The sequence below is a fragment of the Odoribacter laneus YIT 12061 genome (genome assembly GCF_000243215.1).
Lineage (GTDB): Bacteria > Bacteroidota > Bacteroidia > Bacteroidales > Marinifilaceae > Culturomica > Culturomica lanea.
This window is the reverse complement of sequence record NZ_JH594596.1, coordinates 445,462-471,893: the sequence shown is the minus strand read 5'-3', so window position 1 is coordinate 471,893 and position 26,432 is coordinate 445,462. Positions and strand designations below refer to the sequence as shown.

Genomic DNA, 26,432 nt, shown 5'->3' with positions numbered 1-26,432 from the left:
CGCTCCTTTTATTCTGTTAACACATTCACGGTCTGTCCGTCTACTAAACGGGTAGTACCGGCACTTACAACCGTTTCCCCTGCCCGGAGTCCCTCCTGCACCACCACCTGATCCCTGCCAATCAATCCTCCTTCTTTCACCGTACGTTTTTCCAGTTTTTGGGTAGTTTCGTCGTATACAAAGACATTCAATTCCTCCGTATGGGGATCGGGAAACAGAGCTGTTAAAGGAACCAATACATAATTTTCAAAACCTTCCCGGGTAATCTTCAGAATAATCCGGCAAGAAAAACCGGTAGCCACCTTATAATCATTCAGGTTAAAAGCAGAATCCTCCACGTATAAAGAAACCGGAACACCCGAACCGTCCTGAGAAGCCTCTACGTATTCCTTAATTCTGGCTCGAAACAATTTCCCTTTGTAATTTTCGAATTCGATATAAATCTGAGGTTCAGAAAGCAAATATTGCATATTATTTTCGGGAAGTGTAAACCTTACCAACAACTTATCCGGATTAATCAGACAAACAATTCCTTCTCCGGCTTGTACTTTCTGATAATTTTCCACGTACTTCTTTTGGATAAACCCATCAAAAGGAGCCAGCAGTTTTGTCTCTTCAAGCGTATTTACAGCATTTTCGTATGCCGCTTTCGCATTAGCGTAACTGGCTTGGGTGGACTCGTAATCCTGACGGGAAATCGCCTGTTTCCGGATCAGCTTTTCAGACCGTTCCATCTGAGATTTTGCCGTCAGATAGGAAGACTTCTTGGCTTCGTATTGTAAACGATAATCCAAAGGATCAATCTCAGCCACTACTTGTCCCTTCTTTACCCGTTGTCCTTCCTCCACATTCAATACAATCAACGGACCCGACATTTTAAAAGCCAAGTCACTAAACTGATCCGGAGATACCACTCCACTAAACGACTTTTCCACCACATTTAACGGAACGGCCTTCGCTACTTTTACCGAACGGGGACCAGTTTCCTTCACTTCCGGTTGTTTACAGGATATCATACCAACAACACCTATAAACACCAACAAAATTTTAGCACACATAATTCAAATTTATATACGACTCTTTCTAATTATAAATACACCCTCAATGATTCATTTTCTCCATAAAATCTTCGATCAGTTTCAACCCTTTCGGGGTGGCAATTCCACGGGCATAATTCAACACAATGGTTTCAAATACTTCCGGATAAGAAAAATGATTCTTTTCAATCTCTTCCGAATAGATTAAGGTTTCCAACTGTACCCGCAATAACAAAGCCAAAATCCGGGGATTCAATTCCGCACGGATATATCCTTCCTGAATGCTCTTCTCCATCACCGACACCACTTTTTCCATATCGGTTTCCCGTTTTTTAGTAAAATAATCGGCAATTTGGGGATGATATTTTTGTAAATCCCTTATGTAATTCCGGTTTATTCTTCTCAAAGAATCGGAAATAACTTTATATTCCATTAGATTCAATTCCAGAGGATTTGTACATTCCCTCGCTAACTTTTCACGTTCTTGCCGACTCTTTTCATCCTGATACTCCAGCGTCTTTCGTAACAACGTCTCTTTATCTTTAAATCTTTCATACAAAGTACGCTTGGAAATTCCCATTTCGGTCGCCAGAAAATCCATAGTCACGGCCTTAATCCCATGTAAAAGAAACAATTCGGAAGCTTTTGCTATAATTCTTTGTTCTAACGCTGTATACATACCTATTTTTTTAGCGCGACAAAGATAGACTGAAAACTTTAAAAACCAAAAAAGTTTTCAAATTTTTATCGAATAAATTTAAATTATCAGCCGAACTTTTCTTTTCAGGCAAAAAGTTTAAAATCACCTGTTTATTTTATATAAAAACCTTCTTTTATATACTATTCTTAAAGTAATCAAGAATTTATTCTTTCAATCCGGAAGTTTTTTTATAATTTTGCATTATGATTTACACTAAACAAAAGCTAAAATGAAAAATATATTCGACGGAATAACAGCAGTTGGGGAAGAGGAGCAATTTGATTTATTGATGAAAGGTACTCACTACCGTATTGACCGTATCGTTTCTTCCGGCCACAGTTCTCCTCAGGGATTCTGGTACGATCAGGAGGATGACGAATGGATTCTGCTAGTGCAGGGAAAAGCTACACTGGAAGTGGAAGGGAAATTTATCGACATGAAAGCGGGTGATTATATGTTTTTACCCAAAAATTGTAAACATCGCATCGAAAAAACAAGTGTAGAACCGATTTGTATCTGGCTCTGTTTCTTTTCGATCGAATAAATGTTCTTATGAAGAAAAAAGGAATAAAAAAAATTACGCTTCAGGACATTATCCGGATAAACCGGAAATTAAGCCGGGAGGAAGAGATTGCACAACACGGGCGTCCCGTTCCGCATAGGAAAGTGCATGCATCGAAAAAAGTATATAACCGTAAAAAGAGAAAGGCAGATCTGAATAAGGAGCTGCCTTATTTTTTTCCCGAACTTCCGACCTAAATTTATTTTTACTACGTATATTACAAAATAATCAAAGAATTTTAGCGAAATGATCCATTTTCTGAAAAGTACAATTTTCAAATTATTACTGGCGGTCCTGATCGGTATTCTCTTGGGATTTGTGGTGGGAGAAGGTTTTATGAATGTAGTAGTGACCGTAAAATACATTCTGGGACAACTCATCTTTTTTATGGTTCCATTAATTATTCTGGGATTTGTTTCTTCTTCCATTGCTAAGATGAAGGGAAATGCTTCCAGTATGCTGGGAAGTGCCCTGGGATTAGCTTATCTGTCTTCCATAGGGGCTGCTTTTCTCGCTATGTTCCTGGGTTACTGGCTCATTCCTCAGCTTTCCATTGAACCGGCAACGGAAGGTTTAAAGGAGATCCCGCCCTTGGTATTCCGGCTGGATATCCCGCCTGTGATGAGCGTAATGACAGCTTTAGTACTTTCAGTCATGCTGGGGCTAGCAACGGTGTGGACGAAATCCAGATTGTTCGGAACCTTATTGGAGCATTTTCAGAAAATGGTATTATTACTGATCACCCGTATACTCATTCCCATTCTGCCTTTCTTTATTGCTGCCAATTTTTGTGCATTGAGTTATGAAGGCGCCATTACCCGGCAATTACCTATATTTATAGGGGTTATGGGAATCGTACTGGTGGCCCATTTTATCTGGCTGACTTTCCTCTATCTTACAGCAGGAGTTTTTAGTCGTAAAAATCCCTGGTTGGTTTTAAAATATTACGGGCCTGCTTATCTTACAGCCGTAGGTACGATGTCGTCGGCTGCCACACTGGCGGTAGCCCTCAGATGTGCCCGAAAAAGTCCGGTATTAAAGGACGAAGTCGTCGATTTCGCTATCCCCCTGTTCTCTAATGTACATTTATGCGGTTCCATCTTGACCGAAGTTTTCTTTGTCATGACGGTTTCTCTTCTGTTGTACGGAACTTTACCTACCATGTCGGTAATGGTTTTATTCATTTTATTGTTGGGCATATTCGCCATAGGAGCCCCGGGAGTACCCGGAGGCACGGTCATCGCTTCTTTGGGAATCGTTATTTCCATAGTGGGCTTTAATGAAGCCGGTACAGCTTTATTACTCACAATTTTCGCTTTACAGGATAGTTTCGGGACCGCTTGTAATATCACCGGCGACGGAGCTTTAACCCTTATGCTGACAAAAATTGAAAGCAAACTGGAAAGTCCTACACAAAAAAAGGAAACCGCAATGCTGCCGTGACTTTCTTTCCATCAATTCTTTGTTTGGCACTATTTTTGCATATCTGAAGTATTTTTAATAAAATTAAAATATTGAAGATATGAATTTATTTCCTTTTAACTTGAAATTTATTCTGACCTCAGGTATCGGACTTTGTTTTATGTTTCCGGTAATCGCTCAAACAGAAATCGTAGAACCGATAGAATACGGAGATATGGATCGTTGGATGGTAAGGGAAGTAAAGGAATCCTTTATCATCGGAGGAAATACAAAATATTTATACGAGCTGACGACAGGTGACACTTTAAAAAACAATACGCCCTATAAAAATACGGATTCTCCTTGGGGAACTTCTTCCGTAATGGCCCGGGTAAGTGGTGTCGTAAAAACCAGTATTACCGTTTTTCCGGAACCCCGGGGAGAAGGATATTGTGCCCGTTTGGAAACCCGCATGGAACATTGTAAAGTATTGGGATTATTCAATATTCGCGTCGTTGCCGGCGGAACCATTTTTTTAGGAGAAATGGTAGAACCGATCACAGACACCAAAAATCCCCAGAGCAAACTCATCAGCGGTATTCCTTTTACCAAACGTCCGAAAGCCTTGACATACGATTATAAAGTCGTTACAGGAGGATTGCGTACTTATGCTTCCGGTTTCGGCAAACCGGAACCCCGTACAGACCGCGATATGGCTGAAACCTGTCTGTTATTACAACATCGTTGGGAAGATGCGGAAGGAAATGTATACGCGAAAAGAGTAGGTACAGCCTGGGAATGTTTCGACCAGTCTGTAACGGAATGGCAAAACGGACATCGGTTGCCGATTTACTACGGTGACATTTCCAACGAGTCTTTCTACAAATCTTATATGGGACTGATAAATGGAAAAGATGCTTATTACACACGGAATAGTCAGGGAAAAATGGTTCCTATCCAGGAAATCGGTTGGGCAGCCCCTCAGGAAGAAGTAACCCACATCGTCCTCCGTATTTCTTCCAGTAATGGAGGAGCCTATATCGGTAGCATTGACAGTAAATTCTGGGTTGACAACGTTGGATTAATATATGAAAAAGAAAATTAGGACATCCATCGTACACACAGAACACCCGGAGAGATACTAAAAAGATTGTACGATATTCCCAAAAATACTTTGCCGGAAACAGACTTTTTACAGTTTATTTCCGGCAAAATAATGATCAAGAAATTCCGAAAAGATTATTCTATGATGGTTACACGGTTAAGTGGATTGCTGTCAAACAGGTCGGATACACCTCCTTTAGCTTCCACTTTCAACTGACTCGGGTTTACTCCGAAATCTTTCGTCAAAACATTATATACATTCTCTGCCCGTTTCCGGCTCAACTGCATATTGAATTCCGGAGTGCCAGTAGCTTTATCTGCATAACCCACAATGGTATATTGTTTATCCGGATTCTGCTTAATCTGATCAGCTAAATATTTCAGGTTAATTTTATCTTTAGCCGTAATATTTGCCCGGTTAATGGTGAAGAAGATTGCGCGGGGGGCTACCAACACCTCTTTTTCTACCTTCACTTCCTGTTTCATATTTTTAACCTGATTCAACTCCGTCTGCAATTCGCGGTTGTAAGCTTGTTGTTGTGCTAAGGCAGCACGGGTATCTTCTAACTGCTGAGCTGTTGCAGCCAAAGCGATATCTTCAGCCATTACCACGGGAGCTACGCTGCGTTGGAAATGACGTTGGTTGAATTTGTAAGTAAAACCAGCCGTCACGGTCAGGATACCGTTAGCTCTTTTACCGCCTTGTTCTCCTGCAAATTTTTTCTCAAAAACAGATCCCCGGATTTCGATATTCAGGTCAAAGGCATCAGACAAACGCATTTTGTTGATCAAACCGGCATTGGCTGTAAACACGTTATTGTCGGCAGCCCGGCAGGCATGCATAATACCAAAACCGATATAAGGCACGGCTTCGTAAAAACGATCTACACGATACCCCCCTATCCAGTTGGATAAATTGATCAAAATATCCCCATGAACATTAAACTGTTGCCAGCTTTGTTTGTATAACCCCTTGTGGTTCGGTCCTCCTTTTACGTACATATTATTCGGGTCGTAAGTAAAACCTTTTAACCTGAACCCACTTGCTTGTGCCCGTAATCCTAAAGAGGGCATAAACCACTTACCTACAGAAAAGTCAAAGGCAGGTGCAATACGCTTACCAAATTTTCCTTTTGAGTCACTCTGTCCAAAATACACTTGAGCACCAGCTCCTACGGAAATAAACCAATTATCCCAAAAACGATTGGTCACATATCCACTCCAGCCGGTGTTTTTCTCCTGTACGACTATTTCTGTTCTTTCCTGTGCGAACGACAATAACGGTGTCGACGCAATAATTAACAGCATTACGAATGTTTTTTTCATCTCTCTTCTTTAATTTAGTTTTCAATTATAACGTTAGTTCCGAATCAATGGTTTCCTTCCAAAGAATATTTTTTACAGTTATAGTACGAGTGAAAAAAAGATTTGTTTGGTTTATCGACTTGAGAAAAACATTTAATTTGTCTAAAAGGGAAAATATTTTAAAGGGAAAATACTTAAATATATGTATCCTCCAGGGATGATCCCGTTTTTCTGGCTTTAGTAAAAAGCGATAAACCTTTCCTTCCCGAAGGAACTCTTCGTGGAACAGATTCGCCGCTACCGGTTTCGAATCTCCTTCCGGCCGAAAGGCAATCAGCTGTTCATAACTATCTTTGCATACCTGCGTATCTCTCGATATTTATCCTTACTTTTACAGACCATGGAAAAGGCTATACAAAATATAAAGGAACTAGAGGATATGAATATTAAACGCCTGTTATGGAAGTATTTTCTTCCGGCTTTTACAGGCGTAGTCGTGAACGCATTATATAACATTGTAGACCGGATATTTATTGGGCGGGGGGTAGATGCCCTTGCCCTGTCGGGCTTAAGTGCCGTATTTCCCCTTATGCTGATTATTTTTGCATTCGGAATGCTGGTTGCTATCGGTGCCAATGTCCGTATTTCTATCAACATGGGGAAAAAAGACTACAAACGGGCCGAATGGGTTTTGGGAAATGCCGTCACTTTGGGAATCATCATTTCAGCTTTACTGACGTTATTCGGTTATATTTACCGATATCCTCTACTGAAAATGTTCGGAGCCGGTCAGGGAGCTTTACCCTATGCGCTGGAATATTTCGAATATATTCTTTTTGCCAATGTATTTGCTACTATCGGATTTATTTTGAATAATGCCTGCCGGGCTGAAGGAAATCCTAAAATAGCAATGTATTCGCTCTTTATTTCAGCCGGCACCAATACGATATTGGACCCTATTTTCATTTTTGGATTCGACATGGGCGTAAAAGGAGCTGCTATTGCCACGATTATCTCTCAATTTATACTTTGCATTTGGGTCGTCGCTCATTTCTACAGCAAAAGATCGGTTCTGAAATTGCATTTGGCCAATTTAAAATTGAATGGACAAATTATTTATTATATCCTGACCATCGGATTTGCTCCCTTTTCCATGCAACTGGCAGCCAGTGCCGTACAAGCAGTATTGAATACACAATTGATTCGTTACGGAGGAGAATTGGCCGTCGGAGCGATGGGGATTATCAATAGCGTCGCCCAATTATTGGTGATGAGTATTATAGCCATAAATATGGCTTCTCAACCCATTATCGGTTTTAACTTCGGTGCAAAACAATACGCTCGCGTGCGCGATACCCTGATCACGTGTATTTGGGCTGCGACCTCTATTGCCATAGGCGGTTTTCTCCTTACACAACTTTTCCCGGGAGCTATCGTACGCATTTTTAATAACGACAATCCGGAATTATTTGAACTCGGCCGAAAGGGATTACGAATTTTTACCTTATTTTTCCCCATCGTAGGCTTTCAGATTATCACCGGTAACTATTACCAATCGATAGGCAAAGCCGGTATTGCAGCCTTTCTCTCCCTATTGCGCCAGGTGATTATCCTTATTCCCATGCTCTATATTCTTCCTCCTTTCACCCAACTGGAAGGAGTTTGGTTCGCCAATCCGATTTCCGATTTACTAGCAGGTATCATTTCTGCCCTCTTTTTGGTAAAAGCCTTAAAAAAATTAAAGGGAGGAACGGAAAAATTTAACTAGATCAGCCTTTGTGATGGGCGCCCTGCCGATCGTCTTCCTTCAGGCCTGATTGGCGGAACTTGGTGACAGATAAAACCGGAATGTTAAAATCCATTCAAAACCGAACTAACTCCTTTCGAGTTAGTTCGGCCGATATTAATGAGTGGTGGAACATCCCTTAACCACTCACTAGTAAATTTTTCAGAACGAGATATTCTTTGAAAAATTCAAAAATACTTAAACATTCAACCGTTTTACCAAATCGCAACTCTCTTTTCAGGAGCCAGATACAACGGATCGTTTTCCTGTATATTAAAAGCTTCATACCAGGCAGTGATATGGGGTAAAGCTCCGTTTACCCGCCAGCGTCCCAAAGAATGAGGATCCGATTTTGTCAACAAACGAATTTGTTCATCCCGGATATTGCCAGCCCACACATTGGCATAAGCCAGGAAAAAACGTTGTTCGGGAGTAAACCCGTCAACCCTATCTAAAGGTTGTCCGGCTGTAGCCTCCTGAAAAGCTGTGTAAGCCACCTGCAATCCGCCGTGATCTGCAATATTCTCACCCAATGTCAGTCTGCCGTTTCCGTGTAATCCCGGTAATACTTCAATACTGTCGAAATGATTCACCATCACCTGAGCCCGGTCGACGAAAATTTTTGCATCCTCTGCTGTCCACCAATCGGACAAGTTTCCTTCTTTATCGTATTGTCTCCCCTGATCATCAAAGCCATGAGTCATCTCGTGTCCGATTACAACTCCGATAGCTCCGTAATTGAATGCATCGTCAGCATTCATATCGAAAAAAGGATACTGCAGAATACCTGCGGGGAAACAAATTTCATTTGTCGTCGGACTGTAATAAGCATTTACCGTTTGAGGAGTCATATACCATCTGTCCCTGTCCACCGGTTTGCCGGCATCGGCAATCATATAATCGAAATCGAATTCATTAGAGCGGACGATATTATTCCAATAAGAATCGTTTTGAATCTCCAAACCGGAATAATCCCGCCATTTATCAGGATATCCCACTTTTATATATATGGTAGAGAGTTTTTCCAAAGCTTTTGTTTTGGTTTCTTCGCTCATCCAATCCAAATTTTTAATTCTTTCTCCCAAAGCCGTTTGCAAATTATGTACAAGAGCTACCATTCTCTCTTTGGCAGCAGCCGGAAAATACTTCTCCACATACAGCTGTCCTACAGCTTCTCCCAACACACCATTCACTGTACCTACGGCCCGTTTCCAACGAGCTTTTAACTCCGGTGTACCCGACAACGTTTTTCCGTAAAAATCAAAATTCTGGTTTACAAAATCATCACTCAAATAAGGAGCAGCAGCGTCCAGCACCTTCCATTGCAAATAAGACTTCTGTATATCCAAAGGTACTGTTTTCCAAATATCAGCTACTTCTTTTAAAGATTCCGGTTGCCCGACATTCAACTCCTGCAACCCCTTTAATCCCATCGTATCAAAATAAGTTTCCCAATCAATACCCGGGAATTCTTTCTTTACATCGACCAACGTCATTTTATGATAATTCAGCTGTGGATTCCGAAGTTTTACATTGTCATAAGCAGCCTTAGCCAAACGGGTCTCGATTTCCATCACATCCGCAGCAGCTTTCTGTGCCTCTGCTTCTAAAGCTCCGGCCAACTGAAACATTTTCACAATATGGATTTTAAACTTATCCCGAATTTCTTTCATATGCTCATCTTCCTCCAGATAGTACTCCCGTTCTCCCAAACTCAATCCACTCTGCATCGTCATCGCAATATTCATCTTACTGTTCTTGTCATCGGGCCCCACATAGACGGCAAAATAAGGATCAAAACCCTTTCTGCGCATTTCGGCCACCATACCGGACATATTTTCGGTATTTTTCAAGGCCGCAATTTTTTCCAGTTCCGCACGTATGGGAGCAGCCCCTTCCGCGTTCAATTTCCCAGCATCCATAGCCATATTATAAATATCGCCTATTTTCTGGGCTATCGTTCCCGGTTCTGACTTCTGAGCAGCCAGTCCCTCAATTAATTCTTTTAATTGCTGCCTGTTATTTTCAGCCAACTGATCGAAGGTTCCAAAACGAGCATATTCCGGACTCAGCGGATTGGCTTTCATCCAGCCCCCACATGCATACTGATAGAAATCCGTACCCGGCAAAGCCGTCGTATCCAGATTTGAGATTTTAATACCTGTAGTGCGGACAGCCTCTTTCTTTCCGCTACAAGCAGCCAAAGCCAATGCAAAAGCCATCATTGACAAATACAATTTTTTATTCATACTAATTATCCTTATTAATTTTATCGAATTCCCTACAGAAATAACGCAAATATAAGTATTAAACAGGCATATTTTACCTAATCCCTATCGAATTATCCAACAAAAAAGTCTTTTCTATAAAGTTATAGCAAACTTTAAACATCCCATTAACGCACTGAAAATAAATTTATTTAACCCCGATCTATATTATCTTTATACTTTATCCGTACTTTCAACGGTAAAGCCTGAATGACTTCCTGATACGAACGAAATATCCATTGTTTTATTTCCTTTCCGGACATATCCCGATTCAGGTAGAGGACCATCCACCCCGGCATACGAGCCCTTTCAACTGCCCTCCAATATTCTGCTAAATCTGCTACGGACTCCGTTCCGCATTTTAAGGTAACAGCTAATTCTCCAGCATTCAGATCGGTAAGCAAAAACATCTTATTTTCTACCTTAAATACCAATACATCATTAGGAGAAAAATTCCGGAAGGGAAAAGATTCTGTTACATTTTTCAAAGAAAGACAATATTCCCGAAGTTCTTCAATATTCATATCCACAGTATTTTAAGTTATAAAAATAAGCATGATTTTTTCCCTCAGAAACAAAATTTCTACTCAAATTCTCAACCGATCTTTATATTTTTGCGGTCATTCAGGTATATTTCCTATGGGGACACACCTCTAGACACAAAGGTCTACAGCCAGAGGATAGACCTTTCGGACACTATATCCGCAACCAAGGGGCACAAAAGCAATCGTAAAATTAACCTTTTGAACAATTAAGCCTGTATAACGGATTCCCACAACACCTCTATTCCCGTACGCATAGCATTTTCATCCGGGGCGAATTTCGGGCTATGCAAAGGAAACATTGTTTTTTCCTGCGGAGGACGTACCCCAAGCAACCACATAATACCGGGAATATGCTGCAAATAAATGGCAAAATCTTCCCCCAACATAAGAGGGTCCATAAACCGCACACATTCTTCCCCAAGCAAACCAGAAACCCGTTTGACAAAATCCGCCGTCAAATCTTTATGATTTACAAGTACAGGTAAGCCATTGGCTGTTTTGTCCCGTTTAAACTGACAAGCATATAAACTGCAGATGTCTTCTGATTTTTCATCCAGATAAACAAATAAACGATCCCGCAAAGCATTATCGTGAGTTCGCATCGTTCCCCTGACCTCTACCCGGTCAGGAATAACATTATTAGCACCTCCTCCCTGTATAGCAGTAATGGAGAGCACGGCCGGAATAAAAGGATTCCTGAATTTAGTAATTAAAGTCTGATAAAACTGAATTAAACAAGCGGTTGCTAATATGGGATCAGAACCATTTTGAGGCATAGCCGCATGCGTGCCCTGACCCTCTACCGAAAAAATAATATTATCCGAAGAGGCAAAAAAAGCCCCCGGACGTATCCCTACGCTTCCTGTTGGAAGCTCCGGATAAACATGCTGGGCAAAAATAGCTTCCGGCACAGGATCTTTTAATAATTCGGATAATAGTAAACGGGCACCTCCCGGCCGCTTCTCCTCACTCGGTTGGAATAAAATTTTTACGATCTTATTCAATCGATCCTCCTGCTTTTTCAAAGCGATGGCTACAGCTAATACGATAGCTAAATGCATATCATGCCCACAAGCATGCATGACACCTTCCCGAGCAGAGGCATAAGCCAGACCGGTTTCTTCCCTTACCGGTAAGGCGTCCATCTCTCCCCGGATGGCCACACATCTATTTCCAACTCCCACTTCGGCTATAACCCCCGTACCAATCTTACGATACCCAATCCCATAGCGCTCCAGTTGTGCTGTCACAAAAGCCTGGGTCGCAACTTCCTGTCCGGAAACTTCAGGCCAACGATGGAAATGTCGCCGGAATTCTACAGCTAACTGATAAATCTCCTCTTTATCTACCTGAAAAATCATAATACTATACTGATTTTCGTATGCAATATTTTTTCTTTTCCCAAATAGGCGGAACACATTTAAACTGCTGAAAAAACTTAACGATTTATGCCAAAGAGCGGATAAACAAGGTAATGCCGTCAAACACCATTTGTAAACCGATAGTAGCTACAATCAATCCGATGATCCGGATCAAAGGATTCATAAAATTGTATTTTATCAGAAAATTTCCGATTCTCCGGGCCTGTAACATGCAAAACAAATTGATAACCAATGCAATTAATATAGCAATAATTGTAATCTCCCGTCCATACTGAACCGGAAAAGTAACAGCCGCCGTAATGGTTGCCGGTCCCGCAATCATAGGAATGGCAATGGGCACAGTCGTCAAATCAGCTAATTTAATATGCTCATCAACTTTCAGGAAAAATCCTTTTAACAAACCGGATAAACCGTTATAAATCAATACAGCCCCACAGGTTATCTGAAAAGAATAAAGTTCTACGCGAAACACATAAGAAAAAGTCAACTCTCCCAAAAATAAAAAAAAGATCAAAATAAGGGCGGCAGTAATCGTTGACTTTACTGAAATATACCGCAATTCCTCGCGTGTAAACCGTTCTTGCAAAGAAGTAACAATTAATATTTTCTGTAGGGGATTTACCAAGGCTAACAAAGCTACGATACATCCTACAATAATTTTCAGATTCATTTTAATCTGGATTCGATCTTTATTTACCCACCCATCTTACCCGCTTTATGTACAAAGGTAAATGATTTAACCGAAAAAAAGTATAAAAAAACGGCTTTTTATTTAGCTTCTTCTTCTCCCTTTTTATCGTTCGACTCTTTTATCTTCCCGGCGAAGTAGTAAACCATTCTGTTATTTCCGCGTAAACAATAAAAACGAAAAAGGAAAATATCCTTTCGATCACAAAGAAAGATTTTTATTCTTGACTATTTAACTTATTTAATATGCAGATTATGGAAAATGACACACACGTAATGCCCCGTATCGGGGATGATGCCCCTGTTTTTAAAGCAATGACCACCCGCGGGGAAATTAACTTTCCGGACGATTACCAAGGAAAATGGATCATTCTATTTAGTCATCCGGGCGATTTTACTCCGGTTTGCACCACCGAATTCATCACTTTCGGCAGCATGGCAGAAGAATTTGAAAAGCTCAACTGTCAACTGGTAGGGCTTTCTATCGGCGGACTCTACAGCCATATCGCCTGGCTGAGAACCATTCAGGAAAAAATCGATTATAAAGGCATGAAAAATATCACGATTTGTTTTCCCTTAATCGACGATATAGGCATGAATGTTGCAAAAGCTTATGGTATGTTACAGCCCGGTGAAAGCAAGACCCAAGCGGTAAGAGCCGTATTTTTTATTGACCCCGAAGGTACCATCCGGACGATCCTCTATTATCCGATGACATTAGGACGTAATTTTGAAGAAATGAAACGGATTTTAATCGGTTTACAGACGATCGATCATTTCGGAGTAGCTCTTCCTGCCGATTGGCAGCCAGGAGATGAGGTCATCGCCCCCATACCCGCTTCTATGGAAAAAGCAGAAGAAAGAGTGAACGATGAAAGCGAAGGTATAAAATGCTATGAGTGGTTTCTATGCACCAAACCTTTGCCTTTGGAAAAGATAAACAAAGCCCTCCGGAAATAAACAAACTCCCAGCAATTTCTTCCCGCTCATAAACCCAATTCTCCTAAAGAAAATAAAATTTTAGCTTACCCGAAAAAATCCCCTTTTTCAAGTTAAGAAGCTTGAAAAAGGGGATTTTTCAATGCTCCTCACAGCTTTTAGGCAAATTCTCTCTAAACTTCAGAAATTCGCCTTCTCTCTCAAAATAATTATTACTTTTGCTATTATAAATCGAATACGTTGAACGGCTTGAGCGTCAGGAAATAAATAAGCCACTGGCTTGATCAGTAAAATACAACACCAAAATGGTAGTGAAAAACGAATTTGAGCAAAACGAAATACAAAAACTCCTCAAAGCAGCAAATATCGGATGGTGGAAAGCAGATTTTAAACAGGAAGTATATATATGTTCCGATTTTTTACAGGACTTATTGGGATTAAAATCGGATCTCCTTCCCTTTTGGGACTTTTATAATCTCATAAGAGATGACTATAAAAACCGAATTAGCAGTGAATTCGCTACCATCAAAAACCAGGAAGTTTACGAACAGACTTTCCCTATCTTTTCCCGTTACGGGGAAAAATGGATACATTCCAAAATGTATCATAAAGAAAAAACTGAAAACGGACAGATTATCGCTTACGGTTTTATTCAATGCATAGATAATCCTGAAACTCAACATTCTACCGTCCAGCAAATAAATGAATTGCTCTACAGGCAACACAGTATTTCCCGTTCTCTTCTTTCTTTTATGCAAACAAAAGATATCGGAAAAGTGATCCGGAAAATATTGGAGGACATTTTGATACAATTTCAAGGAAGCCGGGTGTATATTTTTCAATACAACAAGGAAGGGACAAGTCAGAAATGCACTTACGAAGTCGTTGCACCTGAGGTTTCCGCTCAACAAGAGTGGCTGCAGGATCTTAAACTAAAGGATACTCCTTGGGCTACGGCAACCTTAAAGGCTCAGCGCCCCATTATACTTTATTCCTTGAATGAGATGCCGGCAGCGGCCCAACAGGAAAAAGAAATCCTCGTCCGCCAGGGTATAAAATCCCTCATGATTGTGCCGATGGCCTCCGGGAATAAAACCCATGGATACCTGGGTATAGACATTGTAGACCGATACCGGAACTGGCAAAATGAAGACTATCAATGGTTGGCCTCACTAGCCAATATTATCAGCCTTTGTCTGAAGCTATTGGAATCCGAAAAAGAAGCCCAGATAGAAAGGGAATATTTCCGGGATCTCTATATACATATGCCAATTGCCTATATTCGCTTTAAAATTCTCTACGATCAAAATCATCAACTGGTAGATTATCGGTTTATTGACTTGAATCCGGCCTTTGAAAAACTGACAGGCAAACCGATTCAAGAATATTTAAACCGGAAAGGGAGCGAATGCATTTCAACGATACCTTTTGATACTCAGCTCTCCCATCTGAAAAAAATTTTCGAAGAAGGTGGATATACACAAATGACTTATCAGAATAAAGCGGAAACCGTATATTTCCGGGTCATTCTCTATGCTGCCTCCGCTGACGAAGTCATTTGCTTTTTTTCCGATATTACCGAAACATTTAAAGCCCATAAAGCTCTTGACCACAGCGAAAAAACACTTCGGAATCTCTTCGCAAATATACCCGTAGGGATTGAAATTTACGATCGGAATGGAGTCCTGAAGGATTTGAACGAGAAAGATATGAGTATCTTCGGGCTGAAAGAAAAAAAAGAAGCTTTAGGGGTTACGCTATTTGAAAATCCGAACTTCTCTCCTGAATTGAAACAACAATTCAGGAATAAAGAAGACATGAATTTTGAATTAAAATACGACTTTTCCAAAGTAAACCACTATTACACTTCCGTGCAAAAAGGGATCAAAAATCTGTTGGTTAGAGCAAAACCTTTATACGATGAAGAAGGAAATTTCGAAAATTATATTTTAATCATCATCGACAATACAGATACGCTGAGTGCACACAACCGGATTCAGAATTTTGAAAACTTTTTTTCCCTTATAGCCGGATTTGCTAAAATAGGCTATTTCAAGTGGAATCCTCTGACAAAAGACGGATTTGCCATCAGTCAATGGTATAAAAATCTGAACGAAAACGAGGATACTCCTATGGAAAATATTATAGGAATTTATGCCCACCTCCATCCGGAAGACGCTCAAATGCTGATACAGGGATATAAAGATATGATAGCCGGAAAAATTACCAGTCTAAAAAAACAAATCCGCGTTATCACTTCTCCCGGCAATCTGAAATGGCTACGTTGTAATATTACAGTCAAAGAGTATGATCCCGCTAAAAACAACATCGAATTGATAGGCGTAAACTTCGATATCACCGAAACAAAGGCAATCGAAACCGAATTAATAGAAGCTAAAAACAAAGCGGAAACCTTAGATAAACTGAAATCTGCTTTTTTAGCCAATATGAGTCACGAAATACGTACTCCTCTCAATGCAATTGTCGGATTTTCCAGCTTATTGGTAGATACCCAAGACACCCAAGAGCAACAGGAATACCTTTCTATTATACAAAAAAATAGCGATTTACTGTTACAACTCATTTCCGATATATTGGATCTTTCTAAAATAGAATCCGGTACCTTTGAATTTACATACGGAAAAATCGATGTTAACAATTTATGTGCAGAAATTATCCAAACGATTTCAGTAAAAGCGAATACGGAAGTGGAATTAATATTTGGTTCGCATCTACCGGTATGTATTATAGAAAGTGATAAGAACCGTTTAACCCAGATTATTACAAATTTTATCAATAATGCTTTAAAATTTACTTCTTCCGGTAGTATTACGCTGAGTTATACCGTTTCTCACAATTTTATAAAATTTTCCGTCACCGATACCGGTATCGGCATTCCTCCGGAAAAACAAAAAAATATTTTTGAACGATTTGTAAAACTTAATACCTTTGTACCCGGTACGGGATTAGGACTCTCTATCTGCAAAAATCTGGTAGAACAGATGGGGGGACAAATCGGTGTTGAATCGGAAGAAGGCAAGGGTTCCTGTTTTTGGTTCTGTTTGCCCTATATTCATTATAAAAACGACAATAATTCAGTTAATCTTATGAATAATTCTGAAATGAATCCAGAAAACGCTCAAGGCCGTTCCCTTATCTTAGTAGCAGAAGATACAGACAGCAATTTTCTCCTGATTTCCACTATATTGAAAAAAGATTATGAAATTGTTCGGGCCTGCAACGGTATCGAAGCCGTGGAAAAATATAAAACTCTTTCTCCTGCCCTTATTCTCATGGATATCAAAATGCCCCTGATGGACGGCTTAGAAGCTACCCGGCAAATCCGGGCTCTCAACCCTCAAATCCCTATTATTGCCATTACAGCTTTTGCCTTTGACAGTGACCGGCAAAACTCTTTACAAGCCGGTTGCAGCGATTACCTCACAAAACCCATTTCTCCCCAGTTATTGAGGGAAACATTAAAAAAGTATATGAATTAGGGAAAAGATTCGCTGATTAATGAGACGCAAACTCCTGAGGATGTATTCTTCAGCCTCTGCCATGTTCATTAATCAGCGGGTAAGGGAAAAAGTATTGGTTCGTACGACATACAAGGATTAGAAATAAATTTTCAAGCCCTTGTTATTTTTTCTTTCTTTTATCTTTTACAACAACATCCCTTCAGCCACCTCATCAGCTGCACATTCAGATCCTTTCAGATAAGCCAAAATCTTCAGTCCGAAAGCCAAAGCAAAACCAGGTCCCTTTCCGGTAATTATATTTCCATCAACAACAACTCCCTCTTCCGAAACCTGAATTCCGGGTAAATATTTTTCAAAACCGGGATAACAGGTCATGTGAATATCTTTTTTCAAAGGTAATTTTCCCAATACCAGTGCCGGAGCCGCACAAATAGCAGCAATCGGCTTTTGCCGCTCAAAATGTCTTCTCAGCATTTCCATCAAGGGTTCGCATTCGGATAGATTCAAAGCTCCCGGCATACCACCCGGAAAAATAAGAACTTCTGCTTCCTCTCCCTTTATCTCTTTCAATAAAGAATCCGCTATAACCATCACCTCATGAGCTCCTTTTACTTCTCTGCGGTTATAGATAGAAACGGTCTTAACTTCTGCACCTCCCCGGCGCAAAACATCTATCGTACCTAAAGCTTCGATTTCTTCAAAGCCGTCAGCCAGAAATAAAAATAGTTTTTCCATAAAGCTTAAATTAAGTAAGTAAATAATAACCCTATTCTACTTCATATTTTTGAAAATGAAACCGACACCGCCCCCGATTTCTACAAAAAAATAACCTCAGCGGTCTCTTTCTTTTCCCAGAGCAAATTATTCTAATATTCCGGATATTCTTCCCCCACCTCGAATCTCCTCAACCTTCCCCTGAGCCGATGGAGTTCATGCTGCATATCTTCTATACGACTCAACAAATGCCGTATGGCATCGATACCTTCAATATTAATGGATAAGTCATAATACATCCGCGAATACCGTTCCAAATCCCTCAGTTGGGAAACGAATAAATATTCCCGGCCTTCTTCTTGCTTGATGTCTATCAATCCTTCCTGCCACAATAAAACGACAAACGACTGTTCGATATGACTTTCCCGGCAATAATCACTGACAATAATTAAATCTGTTTCCATGGTCCTTCCTTTTAATGTGAACGTTGTAATTCCCGGAACAACTCTTTCTGCTTATCGGATAAGTCTGTAGGGATTTTCACAGACCACGTAACGATCAAATCCCCATATTGCCCCTCTTGTTTATAAACCGGAAATCCTTTCCCTCTTAAACGGACTTTTGTATTGTTCTGCGTTTCCGGTTTTACTTTTAATTTTACCTTTCCACCCAATGTTTCTACAACCTGTTCTCCACCTAATACGGCCGTATATAAATCCAAAGGCGCCGTCCTATACAAATTATTCCCTTCCCGTTTATACACCGGATCTTCCGGAATGACAAAAGTAATATACAGATCACCTGCGGGACCACCATTCGCACCCGGTCCCCCCTGACCACTTAATTTAATCGTCTGGCCATCCTCCACCCCTGCCGGAATGGTTATCCGGATTTTTTTATTGTTTACTGTCAGTACTTGTTTATGGGTCTCCGCAGCATCCCGTAAAGATAGTTGTAACTCGGCATTATAATCTTGCCCTCGTAAACCGGTACTTCTCGTACGCCTCCTTCCTTGCGCCCCAAAAAGAGACTCAAAAAAGTCAGAAAATTCCCCATCTCCTGAAAATCCACCGCCCGACGACCAAAATCCACCTCCGCTTCCCGCTCCAGCCTGTCCTTGATATTGGCCATATTGCTGCCGCTGTTTTTCAAATTCTTCCGCATGTTTCCAGTTTTCTCCATACTGGTCATACTTTTTACGCTTTTCCGGATCACTCAATACCTCGTTAGCTTCATTGATCTCCTGAAACCTCCGCTGAGCATCCGGATCATTCGGATTCAAATCAGGATGATGTTTACGGGCCAATTTCTTATAAGCCTTTTTAATAGCCTCCTGAGAAGCATCCTTATTAACACCTAAAATTTTGTAATAGTCTATGTACGCCATATTTTTATTACGTTTATATCACCCCAGGAACATTTCGTTCATTCCCAAGCTTCTTCTCCTTCTGTACTATCAATTTTACGGCCAAAACTTTAAAAAGATTTTCAAAAATAACAATAATTCTCAAATTTCTTTCTCTCCGCCTTCCACCCCCCCTTTCTTTTATTGTCTTTTCTGTCAAAGTGCTTACTTATTGGTCATTTTGACAGTTCCGTATTCTCTTTTTCCCTATCCGAACAATTCATTTAAAGCCTCACTCATACTGGGATGCGTAAATATAAAATCCCGGAGGAAAGCAGCACTTTGCCTTGACTTCATTGCTAAAGCAACCATATTTATAACTTCACTGGCTTCCGGACCAAATAATGTACATCCCAGTATTTTATCCGTACGTCTATCGATGATAGCCTTGAAAATCCCCTCTGTCTGCCCTAAGGTCCTGGCCCGGGGTATAGCAGCCACAGCCAATTTATTTACCCTGATATCCAATTGTTGCTTCCGGGCATCCTCTTCACTCATCCCGATACGGGCTAAAGGAGGATCTATAAATACCGAATAACTGACAGGTTCCCGGTCGTTCAGATTCCGCTCTTTTTTTCCAAATAAATTTTCCCGAATAATCCGGTAATCGTCCTGAGATATATAGGTAAACTGTAATCCGCCTTTTACATCACCGAGAGCCCAAATGTGGGGATTAGTAGTCTTTAAATGCTCATCTACCCGAATAGCTCCCCTCTCATCCACTTCCACTCCCGCTTTATCCAAATGCAATTCCGTTGTATTCGGACGTCTGCCGGTAGCCAATAATACAGCTTCCGCTTCTAGCTCTTTCTTTTGTTTTGTCAGCACATCCTCATACGTTACTTTCACCCCTTTTTCCCTTTGTTTTACATGGGTTACCTTAGCATTCAGGTGGAAAGAAATTCCTTTTTTCTCCAATACTTCTTTTACCTGTGCAGCAATATCCCGGTCCTCCCGGGGAATTAGCTCAGAATAACCTTCCAAAACAAATACCTCCGAACCGAACGAAGCATACATAGACGCAAATTCCAACCCCACATATCCTCCCCCCACAATCACCAAACGACGGGGTAAATCTGCCAGTTCCATCAAAGAAGTACTGGTGTATACATAGGGATTTTCCTGAATTCCCTCCAAAGGAGGAATTACTGTTTCGGCCCCTGTATTGATAAAGATGTGAGCCGATTGTAATAAAATATCTTCTTCCTCCGTATGTACCCGAACTGTATCAGAATCGATAAAAGAACCTTCTCCCGTATACACGGTTACATTTTCCAAATCCGCCAGATTTTTATAGTTCTTTTCCCTCAAAAAAGAAGTCACCTCATCTTTCCGCAAAATAGCCTGACGGTAGTACTCCCTTTTTTCTTCGAAAGACAAATTGCTCCGGTTCGCTGCCAATTGGGCATCGTGGACTAAAGTTTTGGTCGGTATACATCCGATATTGATACAGCTACCTCCATACATCTTATCGGAACGTTCCACCATAGCCACTTCCCAGTTTCTTTTTGCCAAATCGGCAGCCAATATTTTTCCGCCTTTTCCAAATCCTATTATAATAGCATCTACTCGTTTCATGTTTTTCAATTTTACAGTTTGTTTTCCCCTCTTTTCATTCACGAATTCTATATTCAAATATATTTATTCTTCTTTCCAGCAGATCCTGCGAACGTTTTACAGGCTAAAATCACTTTTTCAAAATCCGTTGAGCGGATTCAGAAAGCAAGACAAGGGCTCCGGCCAAAATAGCAGTATCCTTAATAACCAGCCTACCGGCTCCGGTCAACAGAGGAAAACCATGTTCCCCACTTCCTAAATCAGGTACCCATACCTCCGGAGTCGTCACCAGAAAAGAAAGAGTTCCCAAGGTCATCACAATCGCTAACAGAGCTCCAACCAATCCCACTTTCGGGAAAAAAATCCCCAAAAATACAAGCATACCGATACTCATAATAAGTATTCCCAGCCCGCGTGAAAATCCATAGGTGTTATTTTCCTTATGCCACATCTGTTTTACGTCATTTTTTTCCCCTTCTTTCAATTTGTACTCTTTATATTCTGGAGCAGTTTTCGTATAAAAAAAACTCATGAAAGGGCTATTGGCAACGAAAGGAACAATTCCCTCTGCTTCGTAATTCCAAAACTTCAAGCCTCCTATCCAGATAAAAATAATTAAAATAGCTATACGGATCAGATTGATTCCAAGTTTTTGCGCAGAAGCTGCAAGGTTCAAAAATCGGTTGAATAAAGTGTTTAATCGGGTCATCATTTTATTTCGTTTTAATGGTTAAACTTATACTACAAAGATCGAAGTTTTTAAAACGAAAATAAATGGCTATTTTACCGGATAAGTTGTCAATTCCTCCCGTTTTCTCTTTTCCGGTATGTTGATATACTTTCCCCCGTCATATTTTTGAAAAAACGACTGAAAGCCGAAAGGTCTTCAAATCCCAAAATATCGGCTATTTCCTTAGCATTTTTGGAGGTATAAAGTAAGAGTCGCTTCGCCTCTGCTTCCAAACGCTGGTGAATAATACGTAAAGGAGAAGGTAATTGATATGCCGAAAAAAGATTGGTAAGCGTTTTCGGAGACCGATGTAACATATCGGCATAATCCTGCACCCTCTTTTTTTCCCGGAAATGGTTGTCCACCAATACATAAAATTGACGGATCATATCGAAACTCTTCTCTTTTTCCGTATTGATAGAAAATTTCTCCCGGGCAATACGGGTACAGGTAATGATAAAACGCTTCAGCAGTATACGTAGCATTTCTTCCTGCAGATTGTCTTTTATGTTATATTCTCCGGCAAATTTATCAGTAATTTCGTGTAACAGCACCGATTGCTGTCCGGATAATTGCAATCGCATGACATTCGAAGTTCCGTTAAACAAAAAACCGTTGCACGACACTTCATTGTCATGCCCATAAATACAGTAAAAGTTACTGTTAAACAATAAAGTCAAATAGTTCCCTTCTATTTTACGCATGGAAATATGGTGTAAAGGCGTCAACGGTAAAATCTCGTTTTCTTCCAGCACCAAAGGAATATGATCCACTTCTAAGGCAAGTTTTCCCTTTTGTACCCAAATAAACTTATAAAGGGTCTTATCTTTCTGAAGCATCGTATTTTGATGAAAAGAGGGAGTCAGTACAATACTCCCTTTTAAACGCGTCTTAAAATAATATTCCATACAAAAGGGATTTAAATTTTTGTAAATATAAACATTATTAAATCCGGAATTCCCTTTTCAGTTCTTTTTCTCCCCAGTGAGTAATTTTTCTTCTACGATTTTTTTTAATTCTCCTTTGGATAATACCCCATTGGTCATCATCGGTTTCCGATCCGGAGCACACCACAATAAGGCTGGAATACTTTGAATATGAAAATCCGCAGCCAAAGCCTTCTCTTTATCGACATCTATTTTATACACCTTTATCTTCCCCTCGTACTCCTTAGCGATTTCTTTCAGTATCGGAGAAAGCATCCGGCAAGGACCACACCAGCTAGCATAAAAGTCGACGATACAAGGTTTGTCTCCTTTATATTTCCATTCTTGCGGATTAGCTTCGTAATCGTAAACCAATTCCAGAAATTCCGCTTTCGTCAATTCCTTCACTTCCACCTGTTTGTTTATCTTTTCATTTTCTTTCTCCGAAGCATAAACTCCGAATACAGGGAATACCATTACTCCCAATACCATCATTTTCAATACGTTCATGTTTATTTGTATTTTAAAAAAGTTTATATTCCGCCTTTGGATCTGATTTCCAAGCGTTTTAAAATTAAAAATCTATTTTACACCTCACTTTCTACTTGAAGAGACACCTAAAATGGATGTTGTTACATTTCTGTTCCCTCCGCTGTTCGTTTTTCCCTGCTACCGTATCAAACGGATTTTTTGACAATATCTTCCAACAAAAGCTGCATTTTATCAATTATGGGACTTTGTTCAAGACCGTAGTTCCGAACCCTGTTTTTTATTTGCAGGAAACCTACCCATATCTTCCCTTCCGCATCTTCCCAAACAGCAATTTTCAAAGGTAACTCTAAAGAAATAAGCTGATTTTCCTGCATCAACAGGGTACCTACCCGAGGAGAACCAAATACAATGACCTGTGTGGGTCGTAAATCCAAATCAACCTCCCGGGCATTTTTGCCGTGGTCAAATAATGCAAAAACCGGAATTTCCATCTCCTTCAAATTTTGCTTTATCCGATTGACAGTGGTTTCTACGTCAAACCGACTGAGAGTAATGGTAAACTCTTTATACCGTTCTTTTTCGTCCGACGATAAAGGCAATGTATCCTTTTCCCAAGCAGAAGAATTATTTCCCGTTTTTTCCATTATTACCTCCTTTTCCTGTGCAAATAATTCACCGGTAAAAACGAATAGTAGTATGACAAAATAATAAAATCTCATGTCTTTTTTGTTTTACTAGAATAGTACAAAGTTCGTTTCTTTTAAAAGAAAAAAAATGACAATTTTTCCGGATAAGTTGGCAATTTTTCCCTTTTTTATTTTTTCCTCTCCCGGTTGAAGTAAAAAAACTATCTTTGTCCCCCAATGAGAAGGATTCGAAATCCTCGGCTTTCCACATGCACAACTTAAAAAAAATAAAACGGTCTGTAGACCCGGCCAAAGGGAAAAGGTATTTATACGCTTTACTCATGATCTCGGCCATGGTCGGCCTCTCGGAAGCAACAGGAGAGAAAGAAATTATTTTTCCGGAAATGGCTGCTCTCACGACCGGGATGTGGATAGTCGATAAACGGGTATGGCAAATAAGTAAGTTTCAATTCATCCCCCTGATGACCCTAGGAGCGATTGCCGGAATTTGCCTCGTTCGTTATTCCCCTTTTCCGTTAGTTATAAATCTCTTTCTGGCTTTTGTTTTTGCTGCTTTCTGTCTGGTCATTTCCCGTACAACTTTAATTCCGCTTATTTCAGCTTGTATGTTACCGGTTTTACTAAAAACCGAAAGCTGGATATACCCCCTGGCCGTTTGTCTGATGTCGTTTATCATCCTAAGCGGGCAATTTCTCATGGAAAAGACGAATCTCCGCCAGAAAATAGTGTATACCCCCACAACAAGGATAGGAAAACAGGAATTAAAACAATGGGGCAGGATCGGAGGAAGTCTTCTTCTCTTTCTAAGCGGATTCGTATATAGTTCCCATCTCTATATTATTGCCCCGCCCCTTATCGTCACTTACGTAGAATTTGCAAACTCGAAAGCGGGATTCCGGAACCGGCCTGTCCAGGTATTCCTGGTGTTGGGAATAGCAGCCCTCTGGGGAACCGTACTACAAGGGATTTTACATCATTACCTCGGTTTACCGGAAAGTCTGGTAGCACTCACTATCGTCTCCGGTCTATTTTGTTTGTTTATAGGGATAAATAAATTATTCGCACCTGCCAGCGCTATCGCTTTGCTTCCCTTGATTATTCCTCAAAATGATCTTTGGATATTCCCGCTGCAGGTATGTATCGGAGCTGCCCTTCTGATCACAATAGCGATGTTGCTTTTCCTTAAATGCTACAAATGGCCGAAGTCCCATCTCATTGTCTGTCTCGTACCGGATTTTTTAAGAAACTCCTCCCGAAGACCTACCCATCAGTCGGACAAACAAATCAGTCCCTGATCTGTATTTTACAATTATCCAAGCTCTCAATAATGGCCAGCGACTCTACCTTTACACCCTTTTCCCTCAATCTTTTTCCCCCCGGTTGGAAAGATTTTTCTATAATAAATCCCATCCCCACCAATTCGGCCCCGGCCTGAACGATTAAATCCATACACCCCTGAGCTGCATTCCCATTAGCCAGAAAATCGTCAATAAACAGGATGCGGTCTCCCGGATTCAAGAAATCATGACTGATACAAACCGAATACTCCCGGTCTTTTGTAAAAGAATGTACAGTCGTCGAAAGCATATTTTCCATCGTCTTCGGTTGTTTCTTCTTGGCAAAAACAACCGGTAGTTCCAACAAATACCCTACCATGATGGCGGGAGCAATTCCACTGGCCTCTATCGTCATCACTTTATTGAAATCCTGTCCCGCAAACCGTCTTACAAACTCAACAGCTATCGACTTCATCAAAATCGGATCCATCTGATGATTGATAAAACTATCGACTTTTAATATCCCTCCCGGAAAACATCTTCCATCCTGGAGAATTCGTCTTTTCAACAATTCCATAACCGTATTTACGTTTTTATCTGCCCTTGTTTTTCCTTTCTTTCAGCCTTTCATTTCAGTTCAAAGCGCACCACTACTGAATATTTTAACGGAATTTTTTCAAAATCGATGACGGGAGCCGCTGCATCCGCCGTTATACCCATACCTCTTACCCGGATGTTTGAACTCATGGGATTCTGGCGCGGCAGATAAGTATTGCCCGATTCCCCTATATAAAGCGCCCGGCCAGCCTGCTGTCCAATCGCTTCCGCAAAAGCTTCGGCTTTTGTCTTCGCAACTTTTACGGCCTCAATCTTCACTTCCTGCCGAAACTTATCCATTTGCGAATGATCGACCCGATCGATGGAAATATTTGAAATATCTGCCGCTTCCAAAGCAGAAAGTAGAGGTCCGATTTTATCTGCTCCGTGTAAACAAAGCTGGTATTCTTTCTCCGTTTGGACGACCGTTTTTTTCAGAAAATAAGATTTAAAATTACTCGACATATCTTTCATTAATAAATCCTTACGGACGTCTATACCCAACTTTTGTAATATCGCAATCATCGCTTTTTCCTGTTGTTCCACCGTTTTCTTGCCCTTGTCTTTCTCACTGATCACAATTTTCAGATAAATCTGATCCGGCACAATTTCCATTTCAGCCGTACCGCTTACTTCAATATAATTCTGATCGATAAAATTTTTTTCTCCTGACTGAGCCATAGTCACAAAACTCCCCAGAAGCAAACTCAAAACAATACATACGATTTTCATATTTCTTCCAATTTTATTAACGAGAGGCAAGCTATAAAAAATAATCTTTTTTTCCTATAGTGAAAGACAACCGTAAATCCTGAAGAAAAACAGAACACTTTTTCAAAAACAGAAATGTGAATACATAAAAACGTTCAGAGGCATAAACGATAGAGCAG

At 40.4% G+C, this 26,432-nt stretch carries 25 protein-coding genes; 8 read left to right on the top strand and 17 right to left on the bottom strand.

Annotated elements, in window-relative coordinates; translation table 11 throughout:
* Positions 1–8: 8 nt before the first annotated feature.
* Positions 9–1,058, bottom strand: a complete 1,050-nt coding sequence (locus HMPREF9449_RS01965) for an efflux RND transporter periplasmic adaptor subunit (RefSeq protein WP_009135549.1) — start codon at positions 1,056–1,058, stop codon at positions 9–11.
* Positions 1,059–1,101: 43 nt separating this feature from the next.
* Positions 1,102–1,716, bottom strand: a complete 615-nt coding sequence (locus HMPREF9449_RS01960) for a TetR/AcrR family transcriptional regulator (protein ID WP_009135548.1) — start codon at positions 1,714–1,716, stop codon at positions 1,102–1,104.
* Between the two features lie 250 nt (positions 1,717–1,966).
* Here HMPREF9449_RS01960 and HMPREF9449_RS01955 point away from each other — a divergent pair, with 250 nt between their 5' ends.
* From HMPREF9449_RS01955 to HMPREF9449_RS01940, 4 genes are all read left to right on the top strand, one after another.
* Positions 1,967–2,281: a cupin domain-containing protein gene (locus HMPREF9449_RS01955; protein ID WP_009135547.1), complete on the top strand. Its 315-nt coding sequence runs from the start codon at positions 1,967–1,969 to the stop codon at positions 2,279–2,281.
* A gap of 8 nt (positions 2,282–2,289) precedes the next feature.
* A complete protein-coding gene (locus HMPREF9449_RS01950) occupies positions 2,290–2,496 on the top strand; it encodes a hypothetical protein (RefSeq protein ID WP_009135546.1) in 207 nt (68 codons plus the stop codon).
* Between the two features lie 49 nt (positions 2,497–2,545).
* Positions 2,546–3,742: a dicarboxylate/amino acid:cation symporter gene (locus HMPREF9449_RS01945; protein ID WP_009135545.1), complete on the top strand. Its 1,197-nt coding sequence runs from the start codon at positions 2,546–2,548 to the stop codon at positions 3,740–3,742.
* Positions 3,743–3,821: 79 nt separating this feature from the next.
* On the top strand, positions 3,822–4,805 hold the full coding sequence (locus HMPREF9449_RS01940; protein ID WP_009135544.1) for a PCMD domain-containing protein: 984 nt from the start codon (positions 3,822–3,824) through the stop codon (positions 4,803–4,805).
* A gap of 134 nt (positions 4,806–4,939) precedes the next feature.
* Here HMPREF9449_RS01940 and HMPREF9449_RS01935 read toward each other — a convergent pair whose 3' ends face one another.
* Positions 4,940–6,130 carry an OmpA family protein gene (locus HMPREF9449_RS01935; protein WP_009135543.1) on the bottom strand — a complete coding sequence of 397 codons (1,191 nt, stop codon included), beginning with the start codon at positions 6,128–6,130 and terminating at the stop codon, positions 4,940–4,942.
* A gap of 379 nt (positions 6,131–6,509) precedes the next feature.
* Between HMPREF9449_RS01935 and HMPREF9449_RS01930 the strand changes: the two genes are divergently transcribed.
* Complete coding sequence (locus HMPREF9449_RS01930; RefSeq protein ID WP_040611531.1) at positions 6,510–7,877, top strand: MATE family efflux transporter; 1,368 nt, start codon at positions 6,510–6,512, stop codon at positions 7,875–7,877.
* A gap of 233 nt (positions 7,878–8,110) precedes the next feature.
* On the opposite strand, the gene HMPREF9449_RS01925 is transcribed toward HMPREF9449_RS01930, so the two are convergent.
* The 4 genes from HMPREF9449_RS01925 to HMPREF9449_RS01910 all read right to left on the bottom strand — a co-directional run bounded on the left by HMPREF9449_RS01925 (position 8,111) and on the right by HMPREF9449_RS01910 (position 12,759).
* A complete protein-coding gene (locus HMPREF9449_RS01925; RefSeq protein WP_009135541.1) occupies positions 8,111–10,144 on the bottom strand; it encodes a M13 family metallopeptidase in 2,034 nt (677 codons plus the stop codon).
* Positions 10,145–10,314: 170 nt separating this feature from the next.
* On the bottom strand, positions 10,315–10,686 hold the full coding sequence (locus tag HMPREF9449_RS01920) for an MmcQ/YjbR family DNA-binding protein (protein ID WP_009135540.1): 372 nt from the start codon (positions 10,684–10,686) through the stop codon (positions 10,315–10,317).
* 227 nt (positions 10,687–10,913) lie between these two features.
* Positions 10,914–12,068 carry a M20 metallopeptidase family protein gene (locus HMPREF9449_RS01915; RefSeq protein ID WP_009135539.1) on the bottom strand — a complete coding sequence of 385 codons (1,155 nt, stop codon included), beginning with the start codon at positions 12,066–12,068 and terminating at the stop codon, positions 10,914–10,916.
* An 85-nt stretch (positions 12,069–12,153) separates the two neighbouring features.
* Positions 12,154–12,759 (bottom strand): MarC family protein, encoded by a 606-nt coding sequence (locus HMPREF9449_RS01910; protein WP_009135538.1) that lies wholly within the window; start codon positions 12,757–12,759, stop codon positions 12,154–12,156.
* Between the two features lie 272 nt (positions 12,760–13,031).
* On the opposite strand from HMPREF9449_RS01910, the gene HMPREF9449_RS01905 reads away from it, so the two are divergent.
* Both HMPREF9449_RS01905 and HMPREF9449_RS01900 read left to right on the top strand, forming a co-directional pair.
* Positions 13,032–13,736 carry a peroxiredoxin gene (locus HMPREF9449_RS01905; RefSeq protein ID WP_040611530.1) on the top strand — a complete coding sequence of 235 codons (705 nt, stop codon included), beginning with the start codon at positions 13,032–13,034 and terminating at the stop codon, positions 13,734–13,736.
* 284 nt (positions 13,737–14,020) lie between these two features.
* Entirely contained in the window at positions 14,021–17,215 is a 3,195-nt protein-coding gene (locus HMPREF9449_RS01900; protein WP_009135536.1) for an ATP-binding protein, read from the top strand.
* 165 nt (positions 17,216–17,380) lie between these two features.
* On the opposite strand, the gene HMPREF9449_RS01895 is transcribed toward HMPREF9449_RS01900, so the two are convergent.
* From HMPREF9449_RS01895 to HMPREF9449_RS01860, 8 genes are all read right to left on the bottom strand, one after another.
* Positions 17,381–17,932: a DJ-1 family glyoxalase III gene (locus tag HMPREF9449_RS01895; RefSeq protein WP_009135535.1), complete on the bottom strand. Its 552-nt coding sequence runs from the start codon at positions 17,930–17,932 to the stop codon at positions 17,381–17,383.
* A gap of 131 nt (positions 17,933–18,063) precedes the next feature.
* Entirely contained in the window at positions 18,064–18,375 is a 312-nt protein-coding gene (locus tag HMPREF9449_RS01890; protein WP_009135534.1) for a chaperone modulator CbpM, read from the bottom strand.
* Between the two features lie 11 nt (positions 18,376–18,386).
* Complete coding sequence (locus HMPREF9449_RS01885; protein ID WP_009135533.1) at positions 18,387–19,298, bottom strand: DnaJ C-terminal domain-containing protein; 912 nt, start codon at positions 19,296–19,298, stop codon at positions 18,387–18,389.
* A 225-nt stretch (positions 19,299–19,523) separates the two neighbouring features.
* Positions 19,524–20,894, bottom strand: coding sequence for an FAD-dependent oxidoreductase (locus HMPREF9449_RS01880; RefSeq protein ID WP_009135532.1), 1,371 nt, complete (start codon positions 20,892–20,894; stop codon positions 19,524–19,526).
* Between the two features lie 109 nt (positions 20,895–21,003).
* Complete coding sequence (locus HMPREF9449_RS01875) at positions 21,004–21,585, bottom strand: DUF417 family protein (RefSeq protein WP_009135531.1); 582 nt, start codon at positions 21,583–21,585, stop codon at positions 21,004–21,006.
* Positions 21,586–21,671: 86 nt separating this feature from the next.
* Positions 21,672–22,511 (bottom strand): helix-turn-helix domain-containing protein, encoded by an 840-nt coding sequence (locus HMPREF9449_RS01870; RefSeq protein ID WP_009135530.1) that lies wholly within the window; start codon positions 22,509–22,511, stop codon positions 21,672–21,674.
* Between the two features lie 57 nt (positions 22,512–22,568).
* Positions 22,569–23,039 (bottom strand): thioredoxin, encoded by a 471-nt coding sequence (gene trxA, locus HMPREF9449_RS01865; RefSeq protein WP_009135529.1) that lies wholly within the window; start codon positions 23,037–23,039, stop codon positions 22,569–22,571.
* A 167-nt stretch (positions 23,040–23,206) separates the two neighbouring features.
* On the bottom strand, positions 23,207–23,740 hold the full coding sequence (locus tag HMPREF9449_RS01860; protein WP_009135528.1) for a DUF302 domain-containing protein: 534 nt from the start codon (positions 23,738–23,740) through the stop codon (positions 23,207–23,209).
* 176 nt (positions 23,741–23,916) lie between these two features.
* Here HMPREF9449_RS01860 and HMPREF9449_RS01850 point away from each other — a divergent pair, with 176 nt between their 5' ends.
* A complete protein-coding gene (locus HMPREF9449_RS01850) occupies positions 23,917–24,963 on the top strand; it encodes a hypothetical protein (protein WP_009135527.1) in 1,047 nt (348 codons plus the stop codon).
* Here HMPREF9449_RS01850 and xpt read toward each other — a convergent pair.
* Together xpt and HMPREF9449_RS01840 are read right to left on the bottom strand one after the other, a co-directional pair.
* Positions 24,953–25,522, bottom strand: coding sequence for a xanthine phosphoribosyltransferase (gene xpt / locus HMPREF9449_RS01845; protein ID WP_009135526.1), 570 nt, complete (start codon positions 25,520–25,522; stop codon positions 24,953–24,955). The genes HMPREF9449_RS01850 and xpt overlap by 11 nt on opposite strands.
* 50 nt (positions 25,523–25,572) lie before the next feature.
* A complete protein-coding gene (locus tag HMPREF9449_RS01840) occupies positions 25,573–26,274 on the bottom strand; it encodes an SIMPL domain-containing protein (protein ID WP_009135525.1) in 702 nt (233 codons plus the stop codon).
* Positions 26,275–26,432: the final 158 nt, after the last annotated feature.